The 19462-nt window shown below is 62.0% G+C and carries 28 protein-coding genes and 3 pseudogenes; 15 read left to right on the top strand and 16 right to left on the bottom strand.

Going from position 1 to position 19462, the window contains the following annotated elements; all coding sequences use genetic code 11:
* Together K0P03_RS21800 and traA are read right to left on the bottom strand one after the other, a co-directional pair.
* Complete coding sequence (locus tag K0P03_RS21800) at window positions 1-270, bottom strand: hypothetical protein (protein WP_272790648.1); 270 nt, start codon at window positions 268-270, stop codon at window positions 1-3.
* A 31-nt stretch (window positions 271-301) separates the two neighbouring features.
* Window positions 302-4921, bottom strand: coding sequence for a Ti-type conjugative transfer relaxase TraA (gene traA, locus K0P03_RS21795; protein ID WP_272790647.1), 4620 nt, complete (start codon window positions 4919-4921; stop codon window positions 302-304).
* 222 nt (window positions 4922-5143) lie between these two features.
* Here traA and K0P03_RS21790 point away from each other — a divergent pair, with 222 nt between their 5' ends.
* Genes K0P03_RS21790 through traG form a run of 3 tightly spaced genes read left to right on the top strand, consistent with a single transcriptional unit; the run spans window position 5144 to window position 7567 of the window.
* Complete coding sequence (locus K0P03_RS21790; RefSeq protein WP_037406236.1) at window positions 5144-5431, top strand: TraC family protein; 288 nt, start codon at window positions 5144-5146, stop codon at window positions 5429-5431.
* Complete coding sequence (locus K0P03_RS21785) at window positions 5421-5651, top strand: conjugal transfer protein TraD (RefSeq protein WP_023515110.1); 231 nt, start codon at window positions 5421-5423, stop codon at window positions 5649-5651. The genes K0P03_RS21790 and K0P03_RS21785 overlap by 11 nt, the downstream gene beginning before the upstream one ends.
* On the top strand, window positions 5648-7567 hold the full coding sequence (traG, locus tag K0P03_RS21780; RefSeq protein ID WP_272790646.1) for a Ti-type conjugative transfer system protein TraG: 1920 nt from the start codon (window positions 5648-5650) through the stop codon (window positions 7565-7567). Before K0P03_RS21785 ends, traG begins: the two co-directional genes overlap by 4 nt.
* Window positions 7568-7604: 37 nt before the next feature.
* Here traG and K0P03_RS21775 read toward each other — a convergent pair whose 3' ends face one another.
* Window positions 7605-7913, bottom strand: coding sequence for a hypothetical protein (locus K0P03_RS21775; protein WP_272790645.1), 309 nt, complete (start codon window positions 7911-7913; stop codon window positions 7605-7607).
* A 352-nt stretch (window positions 7914-8265) separates the two neighbouring features.
* On the bottom strand, window positions 8266-8463 hold the full coding sequence (locus tag K0P03_RS21770; protein WP_130518928.1) for a DUF2934 domain-containing protein: 198 nt from the start codon (window positions 8461-8463) through the stop codon (window positions 8266-8268).
* Between the two features lie 190 nt (window positions 8464-8653).
* Between K0P03_RS21770 and K0P03_RS21765 the strand changes: the two genes are divergently transcribed.
* A complete protein-coding gene (locus K0P03_RS21765) occupies window positions 8654-8839 on the top strand; it encodes a hypothetical protein (RefSeq protein WP_050746518.1) in 186 nt (61 codons plus the stop codon).
* A gap of 47 nt (window positions 8840-8886) precedes the next feature.
* Here K0P03_RS21765 and K0P03_RS21760 read toward each other — a convergent pair whose 3' ends face one another.
* On the bottom strand, window positions 8887-9090 hold the full coding sequence (locus K0P03_RS21760; protein WP_272790644.1) for a CsbD family protein: 204 nt from the start codon (window positions 9088-9090) through the stop codon (window positions 8887-8889).
* 64 nt (window positions 9091-9154) lie between these two features.
* Window positions 9155-9457 (bottom strand): DUF982 domain-containing protein, encoded by a 303-nt coding sequence (locus K0P03_RS21755; protein ID WP_272790643.1) that lies wholly within the window; start codon window positions 9455-9457, stop codon window positions 9155-9157.
* Window positions 9458-9745: 288 nt separating this feature from the next.
* Here K0P03_RS21755 and K0P03_RS21750 point away from each other — a divergent pair, with 288 nt between their 5' ends.
* Window positions 9746-9946 (top strand): hypothetical protein, encoded by a 201-nt coding sequence (locus K0P03_RS21750; RefSeq protein WP_024270304.1) that lies wholly within the window; start codon window positions 9746-9748, stop codon window positions 9944-9946.
* 99 nt (window positions 9947-10045) lie between these two features.
* On the opposite strand, the gene K0P03_RS21745 is transcribed toward K0P03_RS21750, so the two are convergent.
* Window positions 10046-10285, bottom strand: a complete 240-nt coding sequence (locus K0P03_RS21745) for a helix-turn-helix domain-containing protein (protein ID WP_272791091.1) — start codon at window positions 10283-10285, stop codon at window positions 10046-10048.
* 101 nt (window positions 10286-10386) lie between these two features.
* On the opposite strand from K0P03_RS21745, the gene K0P03_RS21740 reads away from it, so the two are divergent.
* The 5 genes from K0P03_RS21740 (at window position 10387) to K0P03_RS21720 (ending at window position 12762) form a co-directional block, all read left to right on the top strand.
* Window positions 10387-10866 carry a hypothetical protein gene (locus K0P03_RS21740; RefSeq protein WP_272790642.1) on the top strand — a complete coding sequence of 160 codons (480 nt, stop codon included), beginning with the start codon at window positions 10387-10389 and terminating at the stop codon, window positions 10864-10866.
* A gap of 493 nt (window positions 10867-11359) precedes the next feature.
* Window positions 11360-11617: a hypothetical protein gene (locus K0P03_RS21735; protein WP_272790641.1), complete on the top strand. Its 258-nt coding sequence runs from the start codon at window positions 11360-11362 to the stop codon at window positions 11615-11617.
* Between the two features lie 10 nt (window positions 11618-11627).
* The gene (locus K0P03_RS21730) at window positions 11628-11852 is read left to right on the top strand and encodes a hypothetical protein (protein WP_272790640.1); all 225 of its coding nucleotides are present in this window, start codon (window positions 11628-11630) and stop codon (window positions 11850-11852) included.
* 30 nt (window positions 11853-11882) lie between these two features.
* On the top strand, window positions 11883-12332 hold the full coding sequence (locus K0P03_RS21725) for a hypothetical protein (RefSeq protein WP_024270302.1): 450 nt from the start codon (window positions 11883-11885) through the stop codon (window positions 12330-12332).
* An 85-nt stretch (window positions 12333-12417) separates the two neighbouring features.
* Window positions 12418-12762 (top strand): hypothetical protein, encoded by a 345-nt coding sequence (locus K0P03_RS21720; RefSeq protein WP_272790639.1) that lies wholly within the window; start codon window positions 12418-12420, stop codon window positions 12760-12762.
* Window positions 12763-12807: 45 nt separating this feature from the next.
* Here the strand turns inward: K0P03_RS21720 and K0P03_RS21715 are convergent, their stop codons facing one another.
* The gene (locus K0P03_RS21715; protein WP_165909510.1) at window positions 12808-12984 is read right to left on the bottom strand and encodes a hypothetical protein; all 177 of its coding nucleotides are present in this window, start codon (window positions 12982-12984) and stop codon (window positions 12808-12810) included.
* 190 nt (window positions 12985-13174) lie between these two features.
* Here K0P03_RS21715 and K0P03_RS21710 point away from each other — a divergent pair, with 190 nt between their 5' ends.
* Window positions 13175-13327: a hypothetical protein gene (locus tag K0P03_RS21710; protein WP_156031922.1), complete on the top strand. Its 153-nt coding sequence runs from the start codon at window positions 13175-13177 to the stop codon at window positions 13325-13327.
* Between the two features lie 93 nt (window positions 13328-13420).
* Here the strand turns inward: K0P03_RS21710 and K0P03_RS21705 are convergent, their stop codons facing one another.
* The 4 genes from K0P03_RS21705 to K0P03_RS21690 form a co-directional block, all read right to left on the bottom strand.
* Window positions 13421-13576, bottom strand: coding sequence for a hypothetical protein (locus K0P03_RS21705; RefSeq protein ID WP_165909511.1), 156 nt, complete (start codon window positions 13574-13576; stop codon window positions 13421-13423).
* Between the two features lie 343 nt (window positions 13577-13919).
* Window positions 13920-14243: a DUF736 domain-containing protein gene (locus K0P03_RS21700; RefSeq protein WP_023517350.1), complete on the bottom strand. Its 324-nt coding sequence runs from the start codon at window positions 14241-14243 to the stop codon at window positions 13920-13922.
* A 710-nt stretch (window positions 14244-14953) separates the two neighbouring features.
* Window positions 14954-15136 (bottom strand): hypothetical protein, encoded by a 183-nt coding sequence (locus K0P03_RS21695; protein WP_023517351.1) that lies wholly within the window; start codon window positions 15134-15136, stop codon window positions 14954-14956.
* Window positions 15137-15166: 30 nt separating this feature from the next.
* The gene (locus tag K0P03_RS21690) at window positions 15167-15490 is read right to left on the bottom strand and encodes a hypothetical protein (protein ID WP_023517352.1); all 324 of its coding nucleotides are present in this window, start codon (window positions 15488-15490) and stop codon (window positions 15167-15169) included.
* A gap of 196 nt (window positions 15491-15686) precedes the next feature.
* Between K0P03_RS21690 and K0P03_RS21685 the strand changes: the two genes are divergently transcribed.
* The gene (locus K0P03_RS21685) at window positions 15687-15944 is read left to right on the top strand and encodes a ribbon-helix-helix domain-containing protein (RefSeq protein ID WP_023517353.1); all 258 of its coding nucleotides are present in this window, start codon (window positions 15687-15689) and stop codon (window positions 15942-15944) included.
* The gene (locus K0P03_RS21680) at window positions 15944-16315 is read left to right on the top strand and encodes a type II toxin-antitoxin system RelE/ParE family toxin (RefSeq protein WP_023517354.1); all 372 of its coding nucleotides are present in this window, start codon (window positions 15944-15946) and stop codon (window positions 16313-16315) included. The genes K0P03_RS21685 and K0P03_RS21680 overlap by 1 nt, the downstream gene beginning before the upstream one ends.
* A gap of 89 nt (window positions 16316-16404) precedes the next feature.
* Here the strand turns inward: K0P03_RS21680 and K0P03_RS21675 are convergent.
* Window positions 16405-16617, bottom strand: a pseudogene (locus K0P03_RS21675) (hypothetical protein); the annotation flags it as partial.
* A gap of 73 nt (window positions 16618-16690) precedes the next feature.
* Here K0P03_RS21675 and K0P03_RS21670 point away from each other — a divergent pair.
* Together K0P03_RS21670 and K0P03_RS21665 are read left to right on the top strand one after the other, a co-directional pair.
* Window positions 16691-16771, top strand: a pseudogene (locus K0P03_RS21670) (IS6 family transposase); the annotation flags it as partial.
* Complete coding sequence (locus tag K0P03_RS21665; RefSeq protein ID WP_272791090.1) at window positions 16764-17129, top strand: type II toxin-antitoxin system VapC family toxin; 366 nt, start codon at window positions 16764-16766, stop codon at window positions 17127-17129. The pseudogene K0P03_RS21670 and the gene K0P03_RS21665, both read left to right, overlap by 8 nt.
* A 425-nt stretch (window positions 17130-17554) precedes the next feature.
* On the opposite strand, the pseudogene K0P03_RS21660 reads toward K0P03_RS21665, so the two are convergent.
* From K0P03_RS21660 to K0P03_RS21650, 3 genes and pseudogenes are all read right to left on the bottom strand, one after another.
* Window positions 17555-17949: pseudogene (locus K0P03_RS21660) on the bottom strand (type II toxin-antitoxin system VapC family toxin).
* Window positions 17946-18212 carry a type II toxin-antitoxin system Phd/YefM family antitoxin gene (locus tag K0P03_RS21655; RefSeq protein WP_272791089.1) on the bottom strand — a complete coding sequence of 89 codons (267 nt, stop codon included), beginning with the start codon at window positions 18210-18212 and terminating at the stop codon, window positions 17946-17948. The pseudogene K0P03_RS21660 and the gene K0P03_RS21655 overlap by 4 nt, the downstream one beginning before the upstream one ends.
* A gap of 85 nt (window positions 18213-18297) precedes the next feature.
* Complete coding sequence (locus K0P03_RS21650) at window positions 18298-19239, bottom strand: DUF2493 domain-containing protein (RefSeq protein ID WP_272790638.1); 942 nt, start codon at window positions 19237-19239, stop codon at window positions 18298-18300.
* Window positions 19240-19462: the final 223 nt, after the last annotated feature.

The raw sequence follows: 19462 nt of genomic DNA, 5'->3' as shown, positions 1-19462 counted from the left end.
TCAGAACTCCGCCCAGAACCGGGCGTCGTCCTTCACGCGTGCCCCCCAGAGCGCGATGACGTCCTCGACAGAATCGCGATCGGCGACGGTGATCCTCTGCTGCAGGGCAATCAGCTCACGCCGCCGAGACCGAAGCGCTTCGGCGGCGTCAGGATCCGATCCTTCGAGCTCATAGACACGCGCCGTGACGATGGCACGCGCCTGGTTGAGGATTTCGATGGCGATCTCGGCGCGGACGATCGCGTCGTATGGGGCTTCCTGTTCCGTCATGTTCTTCTCCTTTTCCACATCGTCGAAAGATTCACCGGATGACGCCCCGGCCGCGGTCGATCGCCCGGCGCTGGCGTTCCGCGACTATCTGCTGGCTGTTGCCCATGCGGACTGTCTGCTGCAATATTTTCAGGCGCTCCTGCATCGCCTCGAATGGACGGCGCTGCGCTGGCGACACGCGGTTGATCACGTCCTTCTCACCGCGCAGGATCGCGTCGCGGCCGAACCGCAGATCGAGCGATCGGCTGACACCGGCAAATTCTTCCCAGATACGAGGATCGAGCGACCCGGCTGCGACATTGAGCTTGGCGTCCTTCTTCTTCATTGCCGCCGCAAGCTCGCGCAATGCTTCGTCGGCCGCCGGCGACAGGCCCGGAATTGCCGCGCTCATCCGTTGGCGCTCTTCTGTAATTGTCTGGGTCACTGTCGAGAGGGCTGTGGCATAGGACGCGCCCAGCGACCGGACGCGGCTCTCCGCATCGGGCACTGCCTGTAGCGCGTCTTTTCGTTCGCGGCCGACAGCGAGCAATCTGTCCAAGATGCGATCGGACCCGCGCAGAGCACCATAGGCCGCGGGATCGTTGGCAACGGCCGCTGCGATCCGCTCGCCCGAAATGCCCTTGACGATCAGGCTCTCGATCTTGTCGACGGCGCCGGCGGGATCGCGCCAGATGCGTCCGGCCGTATCGACAAGGGCTGCGCGATTGTGGCCGTAGTGGGCAACCTCGGGCGCCCTCACCCGCGCCTCGTCTTCGACCGAGGTCTTGAACTCCGTCACGGCGGCGAGCATTGGCAACACGGCACTCGTCTCCTTCTCCGGCTCGACGCTGGCGCCGCCAACCACCTTTGAGCGGTCCTTCTTTTCGGCAAGATGCTGCTCCTCGGCAAAGCGGCGCACGACCTTGAAGAGCCGCGCCAGTTTCTCGCGTCGATCGGAAGCAAGATCGTCCGGCATGCGCTCGACCATGTTGTGCTCGGCAACAGCATCGGCCCTCTCCGTGAAGGCGGACCATCCGAAGCGCCCTGTCAGCGCCTCGTTGACCGCCTTCACCTCCTGGACCAGCAAACGGTCCTCGACGGCATAGGCGAAAGCAGTCTTGTAAGCGTCGGGTCCGCCGCGCTCTCGGACCGCCTCGATTTCGACAAGACGCGCCATGGCCGGTTTCGAGAGCGCGGGAATGGACAGGGACATATGCCCACGCCTCTGTTCCTCGCGAATGCCGAACCGCGCTGCCTGTCTGCGGAATTCCGTCGCATGCCACCGGGCGAGCGGCAGCAGGTCCGACAGGGCCGCCATCGCTGCATTCCGTTCGTCCCGCGCGGCGCGACCGTCCACCAGATGCTCCGCCCCCTGCAGGCGGCCTAGACGCTGAGGCGTCGCGGCAAGATCTTCCGCAAGGCGGCGCGGCTCCATGCCTGCATTCGACGCCAGCACGTTCAGCCTGGCCAGCGCGCCGTCAGGGTCGCGATAGATTTTCTCCAGAACCGGGCGAAGAATGACCTCCCGCTCCTTCCATCGATCCGAGGCCAGTTGCGCCCGGCGGGCTTCCTCCTCGATGCTACGGGCAAATCGCGTCGTCGGCGGAATAAGGTATGGTCGATCCTCGGGAATTCGCGGCGCGACGGTTTCCGAACGCTCCTCATTGTAGGAGACTCTCTTCTCCCGTTCGATCGTGAAGCCGAGCGCCACGCTGGCGCGCTCCCAGAGCTTCGCCACCTGTTCCCGCTTTTCCGCAAGCCAGGCCAACCGCCGCCCGGCCCCCTCCTCCATCCCGGCCGCGACCTCGGCAACCAAGTCGATACCGCGGCGCCGGGCAAAATCGCGGGCATGCGCCTGGTAGCCAGCCTCGCTCTCGAAATCGAGCGTCGTGGTCTTCGCGCCCGAACGGCCGAGACGCTCGACCATCTGCTTGAACAAGTCCGGCCGATGGTTTTCGCGCTCGATCCGTTCCTGGCGAGCATCGGCCGATTCCTTCAGCTCTGCCGTCCAGACATTGCGGTGAACTTCGCGTTTCTCCGTTCGCTTCTCGCCCGTCTCCGGATCGGTGACGCTTACATCGACCTTGACGGTCTCAACGCCATCCTTGCGGAGCGTGACCGTGTCGCCTTCCGAAACGCCGCCCTTCTCCAACGCCTTCGGCAGACTGACACCCCAGACACGATGGACCGTTCCGTCATCCGTGCGGACATCGGCATAGGGGCTTTCATCCGCATCCTCATCTTCCGGCCGGAACTTCGCCTCGCCCGTCTCCACTAACTCACCGGTGACGCCGGCGGCGTGATCGGCGCGCGGCTTTCGTCCCCATTCCGGCTTCGGCTCGAAATCCTCGCGCGCCGCATAGAGCGTTGCCTGATCGCGATGGCGAGTCATCGACACATAGGTCAGGTGCTGGTCCATCATGCCGGTGGCGAGCACGAAGGTCCGGTCGACAGTGGCGCCCTGCGATTTGTGGATTGTCGCGGCATAGCCGTGGTCGATGTTGCGGTAGCTTTCCTCGCTGATGACGAGGTCGCGACCATTGTCGAGGCGAACCGAGAGCAACGGACCGCCACGCAGATCGCCGGTCGCAACGACCGTTCCGAGCATGCCGTTCTTCACATATTGCGGGCCGAGGCGGCGCGCCCTTGGTTCGAGGAAGCGAGCATTTTCGAGGGAGATGATGCGATCGCCGGCGGCAAACTCCCTGATACCTCGCTCCGTCCGGAATTCGCGTGCGGCGGTCAGCGCGCCTGCAGCATTCATCACGCCGCGCAGCGATTCATTCAGACGCTTCACATCCTCATTGGTGTGGGCAAGCACCAGCATCTCGTCGCCCCGCAGCCGGCCGTCGTGACCTGCCGCGCGCGACCGTGCGATGACCTGCTCGCGCGCCGCGCTCCAATCCGCCACGATCCGCTCGACGACTTCGACGCGCTGCTCGGTCTCGACGATCCGGCCTCGCTGGGCATAGGCATCCAGCCCCTCCTCGACCTTGCCACGCGCGAAGAGACGCGAGGCATCGCGCGCCCAAGCTTCTTGCTGCCGGCGGACACCGGCAAGTTCGGCGGACCCGATCCGCTCCGATATCGCCCGGAAAGCGGCACCCGCCTGGATCGGCTGAAGCTGCATGGCGTCGCCGACCAGGACCGCCTTCGCGCCAGCGTTCTCGACCGCCTTCAACATACGCGCCATCTGCTGCGAGGGCACCATGCCGGCCTCATCGATAACGAAGACATTGCCGCGTTCCAGGAGATCGCGCCCGTTCTCCCAGGCCAATTCCCACGATGCGAGCGTCCGCGACTTGATGCCGGAGCTGTCCTCCAGCCCTTCGGCCGCCTTGCCCGCAAGGGCTGCACCAAACACGCGATGACCCTCGCCTTCCCAGGCAACTCGCGCGGCGGCAAGCAGCGTCGACTTACCCGCCCCTGCAAGCCCGACGATAGCCGCGATCGCACTGTCACCAGTGACGTGACGGACGGCGTCGACCTGCTCCTGTTCGAGCTTGAAGGATTTTTCCGGATCGGCGGTTTCGACCTGACGCACGGCTGCGGCAACCTTCGCTTCCGCGATACCGAAACCGGTTCGCTTCGACAGGACTTCCGCCGACTGCGCCATGTCATATTCGATGCGCAGGATCTCGCGCGTGGTGAAGATTGCCGGCTCCGCCACCTTGCCGGTCTGGCGGTCCACCTGCTGCGGCTTCAACAGAACCAGATCGTCGGACGCCATCAGACGTGCGCGAATGTTTGCGAAATCCTCGGGGTCATCGACATAGCGATGCAGCGCTTTGGCAATATCCTTCTCGTCGAAGGTAGACCGTTCGTTGGCGAGTTGCTTCAGCAGAAGCGCGGGTTCGGCGAGCAGCCGGTCGGCCATGTCCTGCCGCCGCGCCAGATCGGCCGGCGCGAAATACATCTCGACGCCCTTGCGCGCGAGCGCGGCTTTTTCCGGGCCGAGATGTTTCTGGGCAATGCCATCGAGGCCCTGCTCGGCATAGGAGCGCCCGTCCAGACGGATGTCATGGCCGGCGAGCGCAAGGTGCCGATTGGCCGTTTCCGCCCAACCGATCTTCCAGGCCTTTATCGTCTCCTTGTCGCCGGCCCAGAGCTTGTAGACGATCTTGCCGTTCGGCCGGTCCGGCGTGACGACGCGCAGCGGCTCACCGTCTTCGCCGAGCACCGGCACCTTCTTCGGCCCGAAACCCTCGTCCGTCAGGGGTCGCAGCGCCGTCATCAGATGGATGTGGGGATTGCCGTCCTTATCGTGATAGACCCAGTCGGCGATCATGCCTTGCGAGGTCAGATTGCCCCGGACGAATTCCTGCACGAGGGCGATGTTCTCCGCCCGCGTCAGCTCCTCGGGGAGCGCAATGATCAACTCGCGGGCAAGCTGTGCGTCCGCTCGCACCTCGAAGGCCTCCACGGCATTCCACAGCGCCTCGCTCGCGCCCGCGACGCTCTTTCTTTCGATCGCGATCCGCAGCCAGGCCGGAACCTTGTCCGGTAGCGCCAGCTCCTCATGCTTCAATTCGGCCGCGCCGCCGCGATAGCTGAAGGAGGTGCCGGCCTGTTCGTCCATCATGCGAGCGCGATGACGGTAAGCGGCGGCCGAGACGATGCTGCGTCCCGCTCCCCTGCTGATTACCTGCGCTCTGACGAACATGATCGCCACTGCCGTCTCCTGATCTCCCAAGCACGTCGCGCCAGCGACGTATATTGCGCCCTCAAACCGATCGGACCTCAGGTCCGATGCCGCTTTTCCGGAAGACGGCCCAGGCCGGAATTCCGGCATCGACATTTTGGGGACTTGCGCAAGGTAGCGCATTTTACTATCGTTTTCTAGTCAGTATAAATAAACAACAGCGATATTGCTTGAAGAGAGGGAACCGGGTAAATGGCCGCCAAGTCGTCAATTCTGGATATCGATACGCAGATCGAGAAGCTTCGAGAGCGTCGAAAAACGCTGATAGTTAAATCAGCTGATCGCTTCTCCCGCGCGGCAATGAAGTCGGGTCTGGCGGAGATGGAGATCGACGACGAGGAGGTCGATCGCATCGTCGAAGAGATCGCCGCGCGATTTCGCAAAGCGGAGAAGAAAGGGGCTGGTGACGCAGCTGCTTCGCCGCGTGGACAGCCAGGTGGCGGGGCTGGAGCGACGACGGAGATTCCTCATGACGGCTGATCGCAAGAAGGAAACTCGCGAGAAATTCCTGCTGGGCGGGATCGTCGTCCGGGCCGGACTGTCGAAGGTCGACCGGGCGTTTCTGCTCGGCGGGCTCATCGAACTGGCGCGCGTCGGGTCCGGTTCGCCGGAATATCGTCGGCTGCGGGATGTCGGCGAGGAAGCCTTCAAGGCTCCCGTGCTCGATGGCGGCCGACCGATGCTGGAGGCAGCCGAATGACGACGATGGCCAAACCACATCCAAGCCTCTTGCTCGTCATGGTGCCGATCGTCGTCACGGCCTTCGCTGTCTATGTCGTTGGATGGCGATGGCCGTCGCTCGCCGTCGGCATGTCGGAGAAAACGGCATACTGGTTCTTGCGCGCCGAGCCGCTGCCGGCGTTTTTGCTCGGGCCGCTCGCCGGTCTTTTAACCGTCTGGGCATTGCCACTTCATCTGCGAAGGCCGATTGCCGTGGCGAGCCTCCTCAGCTTTCTGATCGTTGCAGGCTTCTACGGCCTGCGGGAATTCGCGCGGCTTTCGCCTTTCGTGAAGAGCGGCGTGCTGTCCTGGGATGGGGCGCTTTCCTATCTCGATAGGATCGCAGTGGGCGCGGGCATTGTCGGCTTCATTGCGGTAGCGGTCTCGGCGCGCATCTCAACGGTCGTGCCCGAACAGGTGAAGCGCGCCAAGCGCGGGATCTTCGGCGGCGCGAACTGGCTATCGATGGCCGCGGCCGGAAAACTCTTCCCACCCGATGGCGAGATCGTCATCGGCGAACGTTATCGGGTCGACAAGGACACCGTCTGCGATGTGCCTTTCGATCCCTATGATCGGTCGACATGGGGCAAGGGCGGAACCGCGCCGCTCCTCACCTACAAGCTGAACTTCGACTCCACCCATATGCTGTTCTTCTCGGGCTCAGGCGGGTTCAAGACCGTGAGCAACGTGGTCCCGACCACATTGCTTTACAGCGGCCCACTGATCTGCCTCGATCCTTCCACCGAGATCGCGCCGATGGTGGTGGAGCATCGCACCCGTGCACTCGGCCGGAAGGTCATGGTGCTCGATCCCATGAACCCGGTCATGGGATTCAATGTGCTCAATTTCATCGAAACGTCGCGCAAGAAGGAAGAGGATATCGTCGGTGTCGCGCATATGTTGCTGTCGGAGAGCGTGCGCATCGACACATCCACCGGCTCCTATTTCCAGAACCAGGCGCACAATCTTCTAACGGGCCTGCTCGCCCATGTCATGCTGTCGCCGGAATACGAGGGGCGTCGCAATCTGCGCAGCTTGCGGCAGATCGTTTCCGAGCCGGAGCCCTCCGTGCTCGCCATGCTCCGCGACATTCAGGAGCATTCCACCTCCGCCTTCATCCGCGAAACCTTGGGCGTCTTCACCAACATGACCGAGCAGACGTTCTCGGGCGTCTACTCGACGGCATCGAAGGATACGCAGTGGCTGTCCCTCGATGGATATGCCGCGCTCGTTTGCGGCAACGCCTTCAAGCCGAGCGATCTCGTTAGCGGCGAGAAGGACGTTTTCCTGAACCTGCCTGGTGACATCCTGCAGTCCTATCCTGGCATCGGCCGTGTGATCATAGGCGCACTGCTCAAGGCGATGGTTCAGGCCGACGGCGGGTTCACGCGACGTGCGCTTTTCATGCTCGACGAGGTGGACCTACTCGGCTACATGCGGGCGCTCGAGGAAGCGCGCGATCGCGGCCGCAAGCATGGCATCACCATGATGCTGCTCTACCAATCGGTCGGCCAATTGGAGCATCACTTCGGCAAGAACGGTGCGACATCGTGGATTGAGGGATGTGCTTTTGCGAGCTATGCCGCCATCAAGTCGATTGAAACGGCAAAGAACGTTTCGGCGTTGTGCGGCGTGATGACCATAGAGGTCAAAGGAGATTCGCGTGACGTCAGCTTCGCCACGAAGAACAGCTCGCCGCGAAAGTCAGAAAACATCTCCTATCAAGCGCGACCGTTGATCCTGCCGCATGAGGTCACGCAGACCATGCGCCAGGATGAGCAGATCATCATCGTTCAGGGCCGTAGCCCGATCCGGTGCGGGCGCGCGATGTATTTCCGTCGGAAAGACATGAACAAGGCGGCGAAGCCCAATCGATTTGCCAAGCGTTATCGCTGATCACAACAACGCACCGGTGCGCCGGTTCGGAACTGCGTTATCGACCGAGAGGGCGATAGCGCTCAGCCGGGTCCGTTTCGCCCGGAGGTGTGATCCAGTCGACGAACTTCGAATACACCATGGAAACGCCGACGAAGCCGGCGGCCATCAGGAGGAAAACCCAAAATGGCATTCCGTTGGCTGCCTCGGGTTTGACGAAAGCGACGAAGGCGACCAGCGGCACGATGAGGCCGCCCAGCATCAGCACGTTGACGACCGGCCGGAGCAGGGAGAGGACGGAATAGGCGAGACACCCGGCGCAATAGAGCACGCCGCGGACGATTGTGATGGCCAGCGTGGCGATCAATAGAACGGCGTGTCGCAGCAAACGAAGCAGCGGGTTGCTTTTCGCAGCCTGTGCACTCGCTTCGTCGATGGGTTGCTCTTCGATCTCATCATGCCGACATCCTCACGCTGTAAGGGCGCGGCAAGCAAAGATCGGCGGGGAGCGTGAGGGACAACCCCTTGCGGCGAGGCGGCCGGTCGATCCGGCCGTTTCGCCCCGCTAGAGTGAGCGTCACCGAAGGCCGGGCCGGCTCGGGGGAGCCACTTTAGAAGATAAGCGCCTGTTATCGTTGAGCAATCCGATGAGAGGGGCTTTCTTCGCCAGAAATCCTCCCCGCTTTTGAAGTCCGCTACATCTGAATGTGGAGTCGAACTCAATGCGTCCGCTTCGCCGCAGCAGCTAGGCCGACGACATCAACCTGATCTCGGCTCGCCTCTCCCGCTTCGTCCTTTTCTTGTATCTCCCGTTCTGCCTGGAGCCAGTGCCCAAGCGATCGGCCATCCAACGACCCTTCGCACTGCCAGAGTTCGAAGGCTCGCTCCTTGATGCGTCTCTCGCGTTCGTCGTCCATGATCAGCCGAGCCCAAAGAAGGACAGGACGGCGATCACGACTACGACCAGACCGACAAGATAGATAATATTATTCATAATGCGTCTCCTTTTCTGTTCGGGGTCAAACGTGCCCGCCGCCGTTCTTGTTCCCGTCGACTGGAACCACCGCGATCCGTAGTCGTTCCTCATGCCCCACAGGAGGACGCACAATGGCAATTGAGAACGCACCGACGGAGAAGGGCAAGGAAGGCGCCCGTGGCCTCCACAAGGCCGCACGAGCCGAAGAGCGCGAGGTTGAAGCTGAAAAGGGATCGGAGCTCGCAAAGGGCGCGGATCGCGTTGAGGAGCGCTCCAGGAGCTCTGACGGCAAGAGTGCTGGCGAGAAGCAGCGTTAAGTCGATGGGGCCGCCCGGCAGCTGCCGGGCGGCCCTCTCAATGCGACTCACCAGGTCTGGCGCTTGTACCAGTCGTCAACGTCCTGCGTCGCACGATCCTTTTCGTAGCCGTAGCGCTCCTGGATCTTGCCCTCGAGCTGGTCGCGCTTACCTTCGATGACGTCCAGATCGTCGTCAGTGAGTTTACCCCACTGCTCCTTGATCTTGCCCTTGACCTGCTTCCAGTTTCCTTCGACACGGTTCCAGTCCATCTTGCTCTCCTCATTTAGGATAGTGATGGATAGGAAACGCGCAGCCGGCGGGATTGATCCCTGATCAAGCATTCATTAATGGCGGCGTAGAGGGGCCGGAGCGGTGCCAAAGAGGCGAAAGCGCCTGTACGGGCATTCCTGCCTCAAGGCACGCCGAGACGAATGCCTCGCGTGCAACCGTCGCCGGCGTCCGGAGCTGAAGGGCGGCACGGCATCTTTCACAGGCACGCTTGTAGCGATCGCCGGAGCGTAGTGGCCATTCATTTTCTAGGAAGTCGAGAGCGTCATGGACGCCTTGGAACAAACGGCTCGTCCCATTCGTGAACGTGACGGAGATAGGGGTCGCAAAGTAGATTTCTGCCAGCATCGATAATCCTCCTTCCAAAAGCTACCCTGGCGCCGAACGATATCGAAATCGCGTGTGGATTTTTCAAGGGTGCCGTTGGCTGCCGTACGAACTGCGATCCGGATCAAAGGTTCCGCGCGGCCGAGACGAATAAGAATGACCTAAATAAGAGAAGCGCTAGATGATCCGCTCGACTTGCAATTGTCGCATTGCGAGAGCACACTTCCTCGTACTGGCAGCCGATTATCAGGGCGCTGCTGTCGGCTGTGAGGTGGCACCTTTCGCCCCGAACGAGAAAGGGAGTTCGCTATGGATCTCCCAAAAACCTTATCTCAGGCAGGAATATTCGAACCCGACGATCTCGCGATCATGCGAGATGTAATTGCGCGCTTGAAAAAGAATATGGACCGCGACCTCGATGCGGTTGCTCTTACTGTCATCCGGCTCTTTCAGGAAGAGCCGGGCGACGCTGAGCACCTTTGGAAACGCTGTCAGCCCCTCGTGGGCTGACGCATTGGGAGTTTAGGGTTGGCGCGGGAATGGGCCGACCCGATAGCCGCCGACCTTGTGCCGGCTGCGGAATTGCTCCTTGGGAAGAGGCGGTAGCCGTCACTCGTCCGGTGGCGCAACACCGCCCTCTACAATACGAACCCCGTCCGGAGAGATGAACTCCGCGAACCGCCACCCGCCGTTCTCGTCCGGAGCACCTTGCTCAAGTGCCGCCTGAATAGCATCCATTGTAGATTTTTTTGCGTCGGCGCCGTTTTCGATCCGGGTGACCGTGTTTGCGGTAACTCCGGCCCGCTCTGCTAGCTCCCGAACGCCCCACCCAAGGCCAGCCCGCGCCATCTTCATGGTAGTTGCGCGCATCATTTTTTGTACCTCGTCACAATCAATGTTAACACTGTACAAATACAGTACGACAAACGCAACAGGAAGGACCACCAGCAATGGCCACCATGACGCACGACACAATTACGGACAGAAGGCTCGAACCGCGCAGGCTGCGTCCGAGAAGACAACCGCCGCACTTCCCCTATGACCGGGCCGGCGCCACCGAGATTCCACGCATGACAGCTCTCGCTGAACAACTGCAGCCCATCATGCTCGAACTGCAGCCCATGCCCGATGAGGCTATGGACGGCATCAACCACGCACATACGGCCGTCGTGCAGGCGCTCGCCGTCGCGCCGGTCACTAAGTCCAGTGAGCTTGCCGATAAGCTGCGTGTGCTCGCCTACCTCGTCGAGAGCGACAAGGGCGGTGTGCTGAACCTCGAGACCCTGATGCTGCAGGCCGTACTGCACGACCTCGGCGCATTCCGGATCCGCGAGGCGATCGCTGAAGGGTTCGGCATCGTCGAAACGATTTATGGCGATCTGCTCCAATTGCGGGCTGGCTACTACGCCAAGATCGATCGACCCAACTAAAATTTCCTGCCAGCCGTTTCCGCATGTTCCGGCCGGCCTTTGCCGGTGGCGCTTTGTAGCTGCCCCGGCCCTTTATTCGTAGACACCGGGGAGCGACCAGCACCACCTGCGACCACACCAGCAGGGGCGCTCCCGCACGGTCTTTGGCCGGTCGATCGCCATGCGAAAACCTTGAAACATCCGCCGGCTCAGCCGCCCGCCCCGTAAGAGACGGGCGGTTTTGTGTTTGTGAGGCCGTGACAAACTTCCCACGGTGGGAGGTCCATGCGCATCACTAGAGAGGTCGGAGACAAATTGCCAAGTATTGGCAATTTGGGGGCCACCGCCCTCTACGCACTCGCCGCCCCTCCACGCCCGAACCTGTTTGCGCCATCCCCTTGATTTCCCATCATAACTCAAAATTGCGTCACGAGGTCTCCCCAGTTTTGGGGACATCCCTCGACAACCCTGCATCGCGGTGCGACACTCAGCACGCGTTGCTTGGGAGGCTTTCATGGCTAAATGGATCGTTCTCGCAGTCGGGCTGCTACTCATGGCTAATGGCTTCTACACACGGACCTATGACTTCCCGAACGAAACGCCTGTCAGATTTTGCTTCAACATGGATTACGTCGGCATCGATGGCTGCTTTCATAACGCCGCTGTCCCAACGCTAATGGCTTGGGTTCCGTTCTTGATCGGCGTCGGACTTGTTATCTGGTCAATCTTCCGGGCGATGGGAAGTTCCCGCCAGCGCAGTGATGCTCGGTGATTCTCGTCCAATGACCAGGTCACGTAAGAAAGTCCCCATCACCGGCATCACGACCGCAGACAGCGACAAGGCGTTCAAGAAGCGCGAACATCGCCGCGAGCGATCCGCGGTACGCGACGCCCTGGCCACCGGTTCGGAGCCGCCACACCCGAAAGGGTTCGGTGATCCGTGGGATGGCGACAAGGACGGGAAGCGTTACGTGACGGGCGATCAAGCAACCGTCTTGCGGAAATGAGGCGCCGCCCCTCGATATCCCTGGTAAATCATGTCCGCCAAGCCCATCCTCATCTACCGCCTCACGCCAGCCCAGATCGACCTCATCGATCGCTTGGCCTCCAGCGACGACGTCCATATGGACAGACTCGCCTACCCGGACTTGGTGGCGTATCAGGAATTGGAGAAACTCGGTTTCGTCGAAATGCGCGTTGAGCCCCGAAAGAAGATCAAGATTGCGATCACCGCCCAAGGGCGTCAGGTGCGAGCTGCCAGGTACATCTCCAGCAAGCCGGTCGTTCGCCTTACTGGACCGCAATTCCTTGCAATGTGCCTCCTCGCTGAAAGGCCGCGGTCCTACAACGATATCCCCGCCTCCATGAAAGACACTGTGCGCCGACTGCGGCTGCGCGGCTGGGCAACCGTGGAGGAGGATGCCGAGGGGCGGTTCTGGACCGCGTTGTCTGCTGAAGGATGGGAGATTGTGGATCTGCTGGACTAGGAACGCCTCGTATTGCCATGACGCAGATCAAACAACAGTGCCCTCAAAACGTGTATCTTTGGGCCTTACCACCGTGGGACCGGGAATGCGCGATTTGTCGGTTGATGTCTTTGCCGCCGGGGAGAAGCGTCTCCTGGCGATCGTTCCAGTGAAGGTTCGGGCTTCGGGCCAAGGCGGTCAGCCGGCAAGCGACGCCGAAATAATCGCAGAAGCAATGTGCGCCCTCCGCGAAACTCGGCGATTTTCGAACAGGGAAATCGAATCGTTCCGCTACAAGATTAATAGGACTACGCCTGCGGCCGGTGACCCAGCCGATACCGACGCCCGGACAGATGCGGTGGTGAATTTGCCCAAAGAACGTGAGCCGGACGAGGTTTATAGTCAGCGGCCTGCCCCCCACGCGGATCATGATGTTCATCGGGATCGATGAGGGCGGGCCGACTGGCCGGAGTAACATCGGTCCCCGAATACCCCCTCAGGCGCCGTCCGATTTTCCCCAGCCCAACTTACGGCACAGCTCTTCACCCGCGCCGATCGCTTCCTTTTGGGTCTTAAAGGGGCCGGCCAAGTAGTGCGACATGCCGCGGAATTCGACTAGGACGCCCTTATTCAGCACGTCATAGACAATGTGCATTCCAATCTCATACTTCATCAAATCACCTCCTACCCTCACTACGGCCGGCGGCGTAATCGGATCAAATCAATCAGCTCGTTAACCCAATGAATTGAGGTTAATCAGGAAGAAAATGGGGCCTCTCCCGGCTTCACCTTGACCCCTCCTGAAATGAGAACACAATAGGAACAAAGCCCGCCGAGCGGACACTATTCCTATGAGGTGACGCATGTCGACCAAAGCCGCCCCACAACAAAAAGTAGACGCCGTCATTGAGGAAGACGCTGTCGCGCTGTTTCTCGACTGGCTGCCAGAGAGGCGTGCCCATGGATACCGGGTGAAGCGCGTTGAGGCACTGGCGCGAGGTGATGTTCGTCGATGATGGGATTGGGGAGGCGGGCGTGAGGCGAAGCCTCGGGTCGGAGCGCCGGTCGATCCGGCGCATCGGCCCCATCGTCCAAGGCAAAAGCCTCCCTCAGTGGAGAGGCTCGGCGTCTTCGGCGGCGATGGGCGCGGCCAGTTCGGCGCGGGCCTGTTCCAGCTCGGCCTCGATCTGAGCGCGCTCGGCGGGGTCGCAGTGGTTCGCTTCGCGGCGCAGTTCTTCGATGTGGTTTTCGAGGGTCATCGTCATCGTCGTCATCTCCTTGATGATGTGAAAGATGACGCCCGGGGTCGTGAGGGTCGGGCCGGGTCAAGGATCGCCGCAGGCGACCGGCGGAGCCGGCGAGCGGAGGAACCAATTTTCTGACGGCGCCCTTCAGGGCGGCGGCTGAAAATTGGAGGTGCCGCGAAGTGCTTGAGGCGGCGCGGGCGTCACGGCATGATTGGCGTTCTGAGCAGACAGACCTTCCTCTCGTGGGGCACCCGTCAGGTGGGGATGCGGTTCGACGCCCGTTTTCGCGTCTTTGTCGCTAAAGCCGCTGAACTGGCCTGACGATGCCGGCCCCGATTGCTCGGGGCCGCTCGCTCATCGTTCAGTTCGGGTTGTTCCAGAGGATGACCTTCTTGGTCGGATCGCCGCCCGGAGCCTGGGCTACGTTTCCGAAGATCACGCCGATCTCGGGGGCTTCCAGTTTGACGGAGAGGTATTCCTCGCCGGTCTGGCGGGCCGTGCGAGCCCACGCGGCGCCGATCTCGAAACCCGTCTTGCGGTGGATGACGCGGAAGTCGGGGGCTTCTTCGCTCGACTTCTGGGCATTCGGGACGATGGCGATCGGGGCGTTGACCCGGATGGTGGCGAAGACGCCTTCGAGGATGCCGTCGTTCTTCTGGGTCAGGGTTGCGATCGTGGTGGCCATGGTGCTGTCTCCTTCGGTTCCATCGGGACCGTTCCCGATGGCGGCAAAGGAGAGGGCTGATCTGCTGCGGTCAGCTCGGCGGAAAATTTTGCAAAATTCGATTTGCCGCCAAAGCGGACAAACCGAAATCGAATTTTGCAAAAATTTCTGTCGAGTCTTACCCCTTCAGGGGTTGGCCGCAAAAGCAGGCAGTCCTCTACAAAGTCGGCATCAATGGGAACGGGCCGGATGGAACCGGAGCCGATGCCTGCCGTGGCGTCCCGACTTGCAGCCTCTCCGCCAGAGTCCAGTCCTGCTCGTGGATGCGCCTTTGCCTGTCGGTCTGCCGGCCATTACCTTCGCCGCTCTTCCCGCACGACCACCCCGCGAGGGCGCTCCGGGGTGCCGACGTCATCGCAAGCGCCCGGCGTTCGACGGCGTGGCTTGGGACTGGGGTGAGACGTGCAGCGGGTCCGATATGCCGCGTCTCGACCCGGATGGAGGTCTTCGAGACAGGCATTATCTTCCGCATCGGTCCAGGCCAGCGCCCCGGCCGCGAAGACGGCACGAAGACGATCTTTCTGGACACGACACCGGAGAGGCCGAGCGGACTGGCCGCGCAAGGGGCCGGCTTCCTTACGGGCGGCGGGAAGCCACCGGGATCATCGCGGCAAACGTCGGCGTGCTGTCGGCCGGCCGCGGGCGGGCACGACGTCCGCCGAACCGTCGCGTCATCGCCCATTGGCGAGATGGCGTTCCTCGTCGGTCATGCGCGCCTCGATCCGCCCCACGAGATCCCGGCCGGCGTTGCGCAGCATCTCCTGCCAATCGGAAACTTTTCGAAGCGTGAACTTCGCGCTGCGCATCGTGTCGTAGACGACGCAGGGCGAGCCGGCCGCCGCAAGGCGCAGCATGTTGAGGCAGGTTCCCGGCGAAGCGCCATCTCAGACCATCAGCCCGTAATCGGCGCGCCACGCCATCTCGCGGTCTTTCTCGGCATGGAAGGCGTAGCCATGCGCGCCTCCCGGCGCGGGCCGGTGATAGACCGCCCAGTCGCCGAGATTGTTGGGCGGCTCGCTGCCGGCATGGAAGACGCCGACATGCTCATAGCCATAGCCGGCGAGCAGGCTCTGCGCCTCCGCCTCGGCTCCGGGCGCATCGCCAACCAACACGCCATGCTCGGCGGCGATCATCGCACCGATGCGCGCGATCACCGGTTCCGGCAGTTCGAATATGTCGCGTGATCCGCCTACAAATATCATCGCCATGGTCGCTCTCCTTTTTCTACCAAAAGGCCTCCCCCTCCCGGCCCACCTCTCCCTCTAGGCCAGCGCATCGTCTCGAAGGAGCGGAACGGCGAAGCAGTTCCGCGGGCCGGCAGCACTAGGCCGATGTCAAATATTGACATTGAGGTGCTGGTGCGGGAAAATCCGCCTCGACAATTCCAACCGGGAGGGCGCTGCCATGACCAGCAGCCTGCATGTAAGTTTGCCCGATGAAATGCGCGCCTTCGTCGACATGCGCGCAAACGGCAAGAACCAGTACACGACGCCGAGTGAATATGTGCGCGCGCTGATCCGCGAAGACATGGCGCGCGAGGAAGACCGCCGTTATGCAGTTCGCTCCTTGCTGAAAGCGGAGGAAGAGTTCCGGCGCGGGCAGGTGCGGCCCCTGTCCGCCCTGGATGCCGTCGACGCGGAACTGGACGAAGAGCTGCGGTAGTGGCTCCCCACATCCTTATCCTGCCGACGGCGTTGGAAAACTACCGTCTGGCGATCCGCGAGACGGCGCGGATCTGGTCGCCGCAGCAGGCGAAAGCCTATGGACGCCTGCTTCGGAAAGGCTTCGAGGAGATCCCTGAAGCCTATGCCCGTGTGCGCATGAAGAAGGACGAGCGGGTGGGCCATTCCCTGTTCCGCCTCCACAAGATCGAGCATCACTATGCTGCCTATATCGTGGTGGAAGACGCGACCTTTGTCGTCGCCGCCGTTCTTCACGAACGGATGGACATTCCCGCGCAGCTGCGCATCGTCGAACGATTGACGGACCGCGAATACGAGGCCCTGATGGGGCACCCTCGCCCGAAACTTTAAAGCCGCTTCGACGCCAGGCTGAATGCCCGTCGGAAGGAGCCTGAAGAGAGAGAGAGAGAGAGAGAGAGAGAGAGAGAGAGAAAGGGCGCTCACGCGCCCTCTCCCTTCAGTTCCCAGACGGTGATACCGAAGCGGCGGGCCTTGTCGCGCAGGTTTTCGGTGATCCCCGAGCCGGGGAAGATGATGACGCCGGCCGGCATCATGGAGAGCATCTCGTCGTTGCGGCGGAACGGGGCGGCCTTCGCGTGTTTGCTCCAGTTTGGCTTGAAGGCGATCTGAGTGACACCGCGAGATTCGGCCCAGCCCCCGCCGCGATGCGTTCAGCGGGCAACGTAAACTTAACGGAACGTGGAGCTTGATTGGCGATGAAGAGGCATGACAAACCGTGATCCGCTCTACCGCCGCCACCGCTTTCCTGCTGAAATCATCGCCCACGCGGTGTGGCTCTATTTCCGCTTGTTTCGTCACCGTTAAATTTACGATGCCGTCGATAGGCCTCTCGTCGATCGTGGCCCGTGAATTGTACTTCGGGGCGCATAAGAGTGCGAAGGTCCAGCACAATCTGGAAACCCTACGCTTGCTGTTTGCGGATTTTCCGATCCTTGATTTCGATCAGCGCGACGCCTTTACAGCTGGGGAGGTCCGGGCAGTTCTCGCGGTAAAGGGAACCCCGATCGGCCCCTACAACGCCTTGATCGCCGGCCAGGCCAAGGCCCGCGGCCTGGTGCTGGTCACCAACAATCTCGACGAGTTCAACCGGGTGGACGGCCTGCGTGTGGAAGACTGGTCCGTCGATCAAGGGGCGCCCAGCTAAAATCGGCATCGACGGCGCGAACCTGCTGCAATTGACGTGCGCAATGTGCAACGCTGGCCTGCGCACAAAGGGACTTCTGCAGGGCGGAAGCGATTGGCATATTGAGCCCATGAGGTTCGCACCTCCTCCCGCGAGCCTCACAGCGCCGGCGATCCACTCCTCCTCCCGGGATCGCTTGCATCGGATCGGCGGCACTCCTCCTCCCAGTCGCCGGTCACAGTTTGAGAAGCCTGCCGCACCTCCTCCCGCGGCAGGCTTTTCTGTTTCCGGTTGTCGATTGGGGTTGGCAGGCGCAGCCATTGGCAGCCTGAACTCAGTCCAGCCTGCTGACGTGGCGGCTGGACGTGCGCGCACCTGCAAAGGCTGTTGCGATCTTCATCATGAACGTCTTGCTGAACCGGCCGATGGTGTTGCCATGGAACTGGTCAGGTCGCAGGGTCCGAGCAGGTGAAGAATGGAACACCGTAGAGGGGCACGTTCTGATCTTCGGAAACGAAATGCGCATCCCGGCGAGCGCCTGCGCCAGGAGGAGGTGATCGAACGGATCGCGATGATGAACCGGCAGTCCCGCCAGCGCAACCAAATGGGCGTCGGAAATATCGAGGCGCTGAAACCCTTGGCCCGGGAGAATGCCGAGAATCTCCTCGATGTCCGCATCGAGCTTGCCGATGCGCAGCTTCACGGTGATCTCCCAGAGCGAAACGGCACTGACAAGAACGTCGTTCGCGGGATCGCCGATCAGGCCGCGGGCGCGACCGCCCAGCTTCTCGTCGTCATTCAACCACCACAGCAGCGTGTGGGTATCGAGCAGAAGCCTCACGCTCCGTCTTCCATCGCCTTCAAGACGTCCGCAGGCAGACTGTCAAAATCATCGGCAAGCTTGATTTTGCCGCGCAAAGCACCCGGCTTGCGGATTGCAACATCGGAGGACGGCGGTCCAATCTCCGCAACTACCTTGTAATGGGACGTCAGGACAAAGCGCTGCCCTTCTTCGACCTGCCGCAGGAAGGATGTCAGGTTGCCGCGAAACTCCCGCACGCCGACGCGCCGCGGAGACGATGTGATGTGTCGAGGTTCAGCCATTGCGTCGCTCCATTTCCGAGGAAATGTGTACACAATTCCTCGAAAATGCAAGGCTTGAGATTTGCCAGCAGGAGGAAAACGGCGCTCACGCGCCGTCTCCTTGCAGATCCCAGACGGTGATGCCGAAGCGGCGGGCCTTGTCGCGAAGGTTTTCGGTGATGCCGGAGCCCGGGAAGATGATGACGCCGGCCGGCATCACGGAGAGCATATCGTCGTTTCGGCGGAACGGGGCGGCTTTCGCGTGCTTGCTCCAGTTCGGCTTGAAGGCGACCTGCGTCACGCCGCGGGATTCGGCCCAGCACGCCGCGATGCGTTCAGCGCCCTTCGGCGAGCCACCGTGCAGCAGCACCATGTCGGCGTGCCGGGCGAGCGCCTTGTCGAGTGCGGCCCAGATCCGGTCATGATCGTTGTAGTCCAGGCCGCCCCCGAAGGCGATCTTGGTACCGGCCGGGATCAGAATCTCGGTCTCGGCGCGGCGGCGGGCGGAAAGGAAGTCCCTGCTATCGATCATCGCCGCGGTCATGTTGGCGTGATTGACCTTGGAGCCGGTGCGCGGCCGCCATGTCGAACCGGTCTGCGCCTCGAAGAGGTCAGAGGCGAAATCGCGCATGAACTCGAAGGTGTTGCGGCGCTCGAGGAGCGTGATGCCCTCCATGATGTGCCGTTCGAGCTCGACGCTCTTGACCTCCGAACCGTCCTGCTCACGCTGCCCGTTTCGCTGGGCGTCCTCGTTGCGCTGCAGCTCGCGCTGGATACGCTCCCCCGCACGGTGGAAGAGATTGACGGTCGACCAGAGCATATCTTCGAGATCGGGTTCGAGCCGGGTGTCACCCAGCATCTCTACGAACGCATCGAACATCGCGGTCAGTGCAGACTGGACGACCACCTCCTCCGGCAAGGGGCGCGGGTCCGGCTCGTCCTGGAAGGGACGATAACCATAGACCTGCATCTCGTAGATGATCCGGTCGGTCGGGGACGATGCGTGGTGGAGGTCGGTAGCGGCGTCGATGGGAAGCTGGACGTTCATGATGGTCTCCGTCGGTTGGGGCCGCGCCTCTCGCGGCCTGACGCCGATCCCTTCCATCCGGCGAGCGGACCGGAACCGCGGCGCTCGCGCCGCGGCCCAGCGCAGCGCCGGGCCGCCGGGGACAGGTTTTTTGCTCCGCGAGGAGCGCCGGCTCCGCCGGCGCGGGGAAAAAACCGGGCCTCCGGCGGTTGGAGGCCCGAACGCCTGATGGTAAGGGTCGCCT

It is taken from the genome of Shinella sp. HY16, from assembly GCF_028534175.1.
Lineage (GTDB): Bacteria > Pseudomonadota > Alphaproteobacteria > Rhizobiales > Rhizobiaceae > Shinella.
Note: the sequence above shows the minus strand (reverse complement) of the source record. Positions and strands in the feature narration are given on the sequence as shown.

What these genes read in the sequence shown, in the direction of transcription:
- K0P03_RS21800 (WP_272790648.1), bottom strand. Translation starts at nt 270, where the DNA reads ATGACGGAACAGGAAGCCCCATACGACGCGATCGTCCGCGCCGAGATC.
- K0P03_RS21790 (WP_037406236.1), top strand. Translation starts at nt 5,144, where the DNA reads ATGGCCGCCAAGTCGTCAATTCTGGATATCGATACGCAGATCGAGAAG.
- K0P03_RS21785 (WP_023515110.1), top strand. Translation starts at nt 5,421, where the DNA reads ATGACGGCTGATCGCAAGAAGGAAACTCGCGAGAAATTCCTGCTGGGC.
- traG (WP_272790646.1), top strand. Translation starts at nt 5,648, where the DNA reads ATGACGACGATGGCCAAACCACATCCAAGCCTCTTGCTCGTCATGGTG.
- K0P03_RS21770 (WP_130518928.1), bottom strand. Translation starts at nt 8,463, where the DNA reads ATGGACGACGAACGCGAGAGACGCATCAAGGAGCGAGCCTTCGAACTC.
- K0P03_RS21765 (WP_050746518.1), top strand. Translation starts at nt 8,654, where the DNA reads ATGGCAATTGAGAACGCACCGACGGAGAAGGGCAAGGAAGGCGCCCGT.
- K0P03_RS21760 (WP_272790644.1), bottom strand. Translation starts at nt 9,090, where the DNA reads ATGGACTGGAACCGTGTCGAAGGAAACTGGAAGCAGGTCAAGGGCAAG.
- K0P03_RS21755 (WP_272790643.1), bottom strand. Translation starts at nt 9,457, where the DNA reads ATGCTGGCAGAAATCTACTTTGCGACCCCTATCTCCGTCACGTTCACG.
- K0P03_RS21750 (WP_024270304.1), top strand. Translation starts at nt 9,746, where the DNA reads ATGGATCTCCCAAAAACCTTATCTCAGGCAGGAATATTCGAACCCGAC.
- K0P03_RS21745 (WP_272791091.1), bottom strand. Translation starts at nt 10,285, where the DNA reads ATGGCGCGGGCTGGCCTTGGGTGGGGCGTTCGGGAGCTAGCAGAGCGG.
- K0P03_RS21740 (WP_272790642.1), top strand. Translation starts at nt 10,387, where the DNA reads ATGGCCACCATGACGCACGACACAATTACGGACAGAAGGCTCGAACCG.
- K0P03_RS21735 (WP_272790641.1), top strand. Translation starts at nt 11,360, where the DNA reads ATGGCTAAATGGATCGTTCTCGCAGTCGGGCTGCTACTCATGGCTAAT.
- K0P03_RS21730 (WP_272790640.1), top strand. Translation starts at nt 11,628, where the DNA reads ATGACCAGGTCACGTAAGAAAGTCCCCATCACCGGCATCACGACCGCA.
- K0P03_RS21725 (WP_024270302.1), top strand. Translation starts at nt 11,883, where the DNA reads ATGTCCGCCAAGCCCATCCTCATCTACCGCCTCACGCCAGCCCAGATC.
- K0P03_RS21720 (WP_272790639.1), top strand. Translation starts at nt 12,418, where the DNA reads ATGCGCGATTTGTCGGTTGATGTCTTTGCCGCCGGGGAGAAGCGTCTC.
- K0P03_RS21715 (WP_165909510.1), bottom strand. Translation starts at nt 12,984, where the DNA reads ATGAAGTATGAGATTGGAATGCACATTGTCTATGACGTGCTGAATAAG.
- K0P03_RS21710 (WP_156031922.1), top strand. Translation starts at nt 13,175, where the DNA reads ATGTCGACCAAAGCCGCCCCACAACAAAAAGTAGACGCCGTCATTGAG.
- K0P03_RS21705 (WP_165909511.1), bottom strand. Translation starts at nt 13,576, where the DNA reads ATGACGATGACCCTCGAAAACCACATCGAAGAACTGCGCCGCGAAGCG.
- K0P03_RS21700 (WP_023517350.1), bottom strand. Translation starts at nt 14,243, where the DNA reads ATGGCCACCACGATCGCAACCCTGACCCAGAAGAACGACGGCATCCTC.
- K0P03_RS21695 (WP_023517351.1), bottom strand. Translation starts at nt 15,136, where the DNA reads ATGCTGCGCCTTGCGGCGGCCGGCTCGCCCTGCGTCGTCTACGACACG.
- K0P03_RS21690 (WP_023517352.1), bottom strand. Translation starts at nt 15,490, where the DNA reads ATGGCGATGATATTTGTAGGCGGATCACGCGACATATTCGAACTGCCG.
- K0P03_RS21685 (WP_023517353.1), top strand. Translation starts at nt 15,687, where the DNA reads ATGACCAGCAGCCTGCATGTAAGTTTGCCCGATGAAATGCGCGCCTTC.
- K0P03_RS21655 (WP_272791089.1), bottom strand. Translation starts at nt 18,212, where the DNA reads ATGGCTGAACCTCGACACATCACATCGTCTCCGCGGCGCGTCGGCGTG.
- K0P03_RS21650 (WP_272790638.1), bottom strand. Translation starts at nt 19,239, where the DNA reads ATGAACGTCCAGCTTCCCATCGACGCCGCTACCGACCTCCACCACGCA.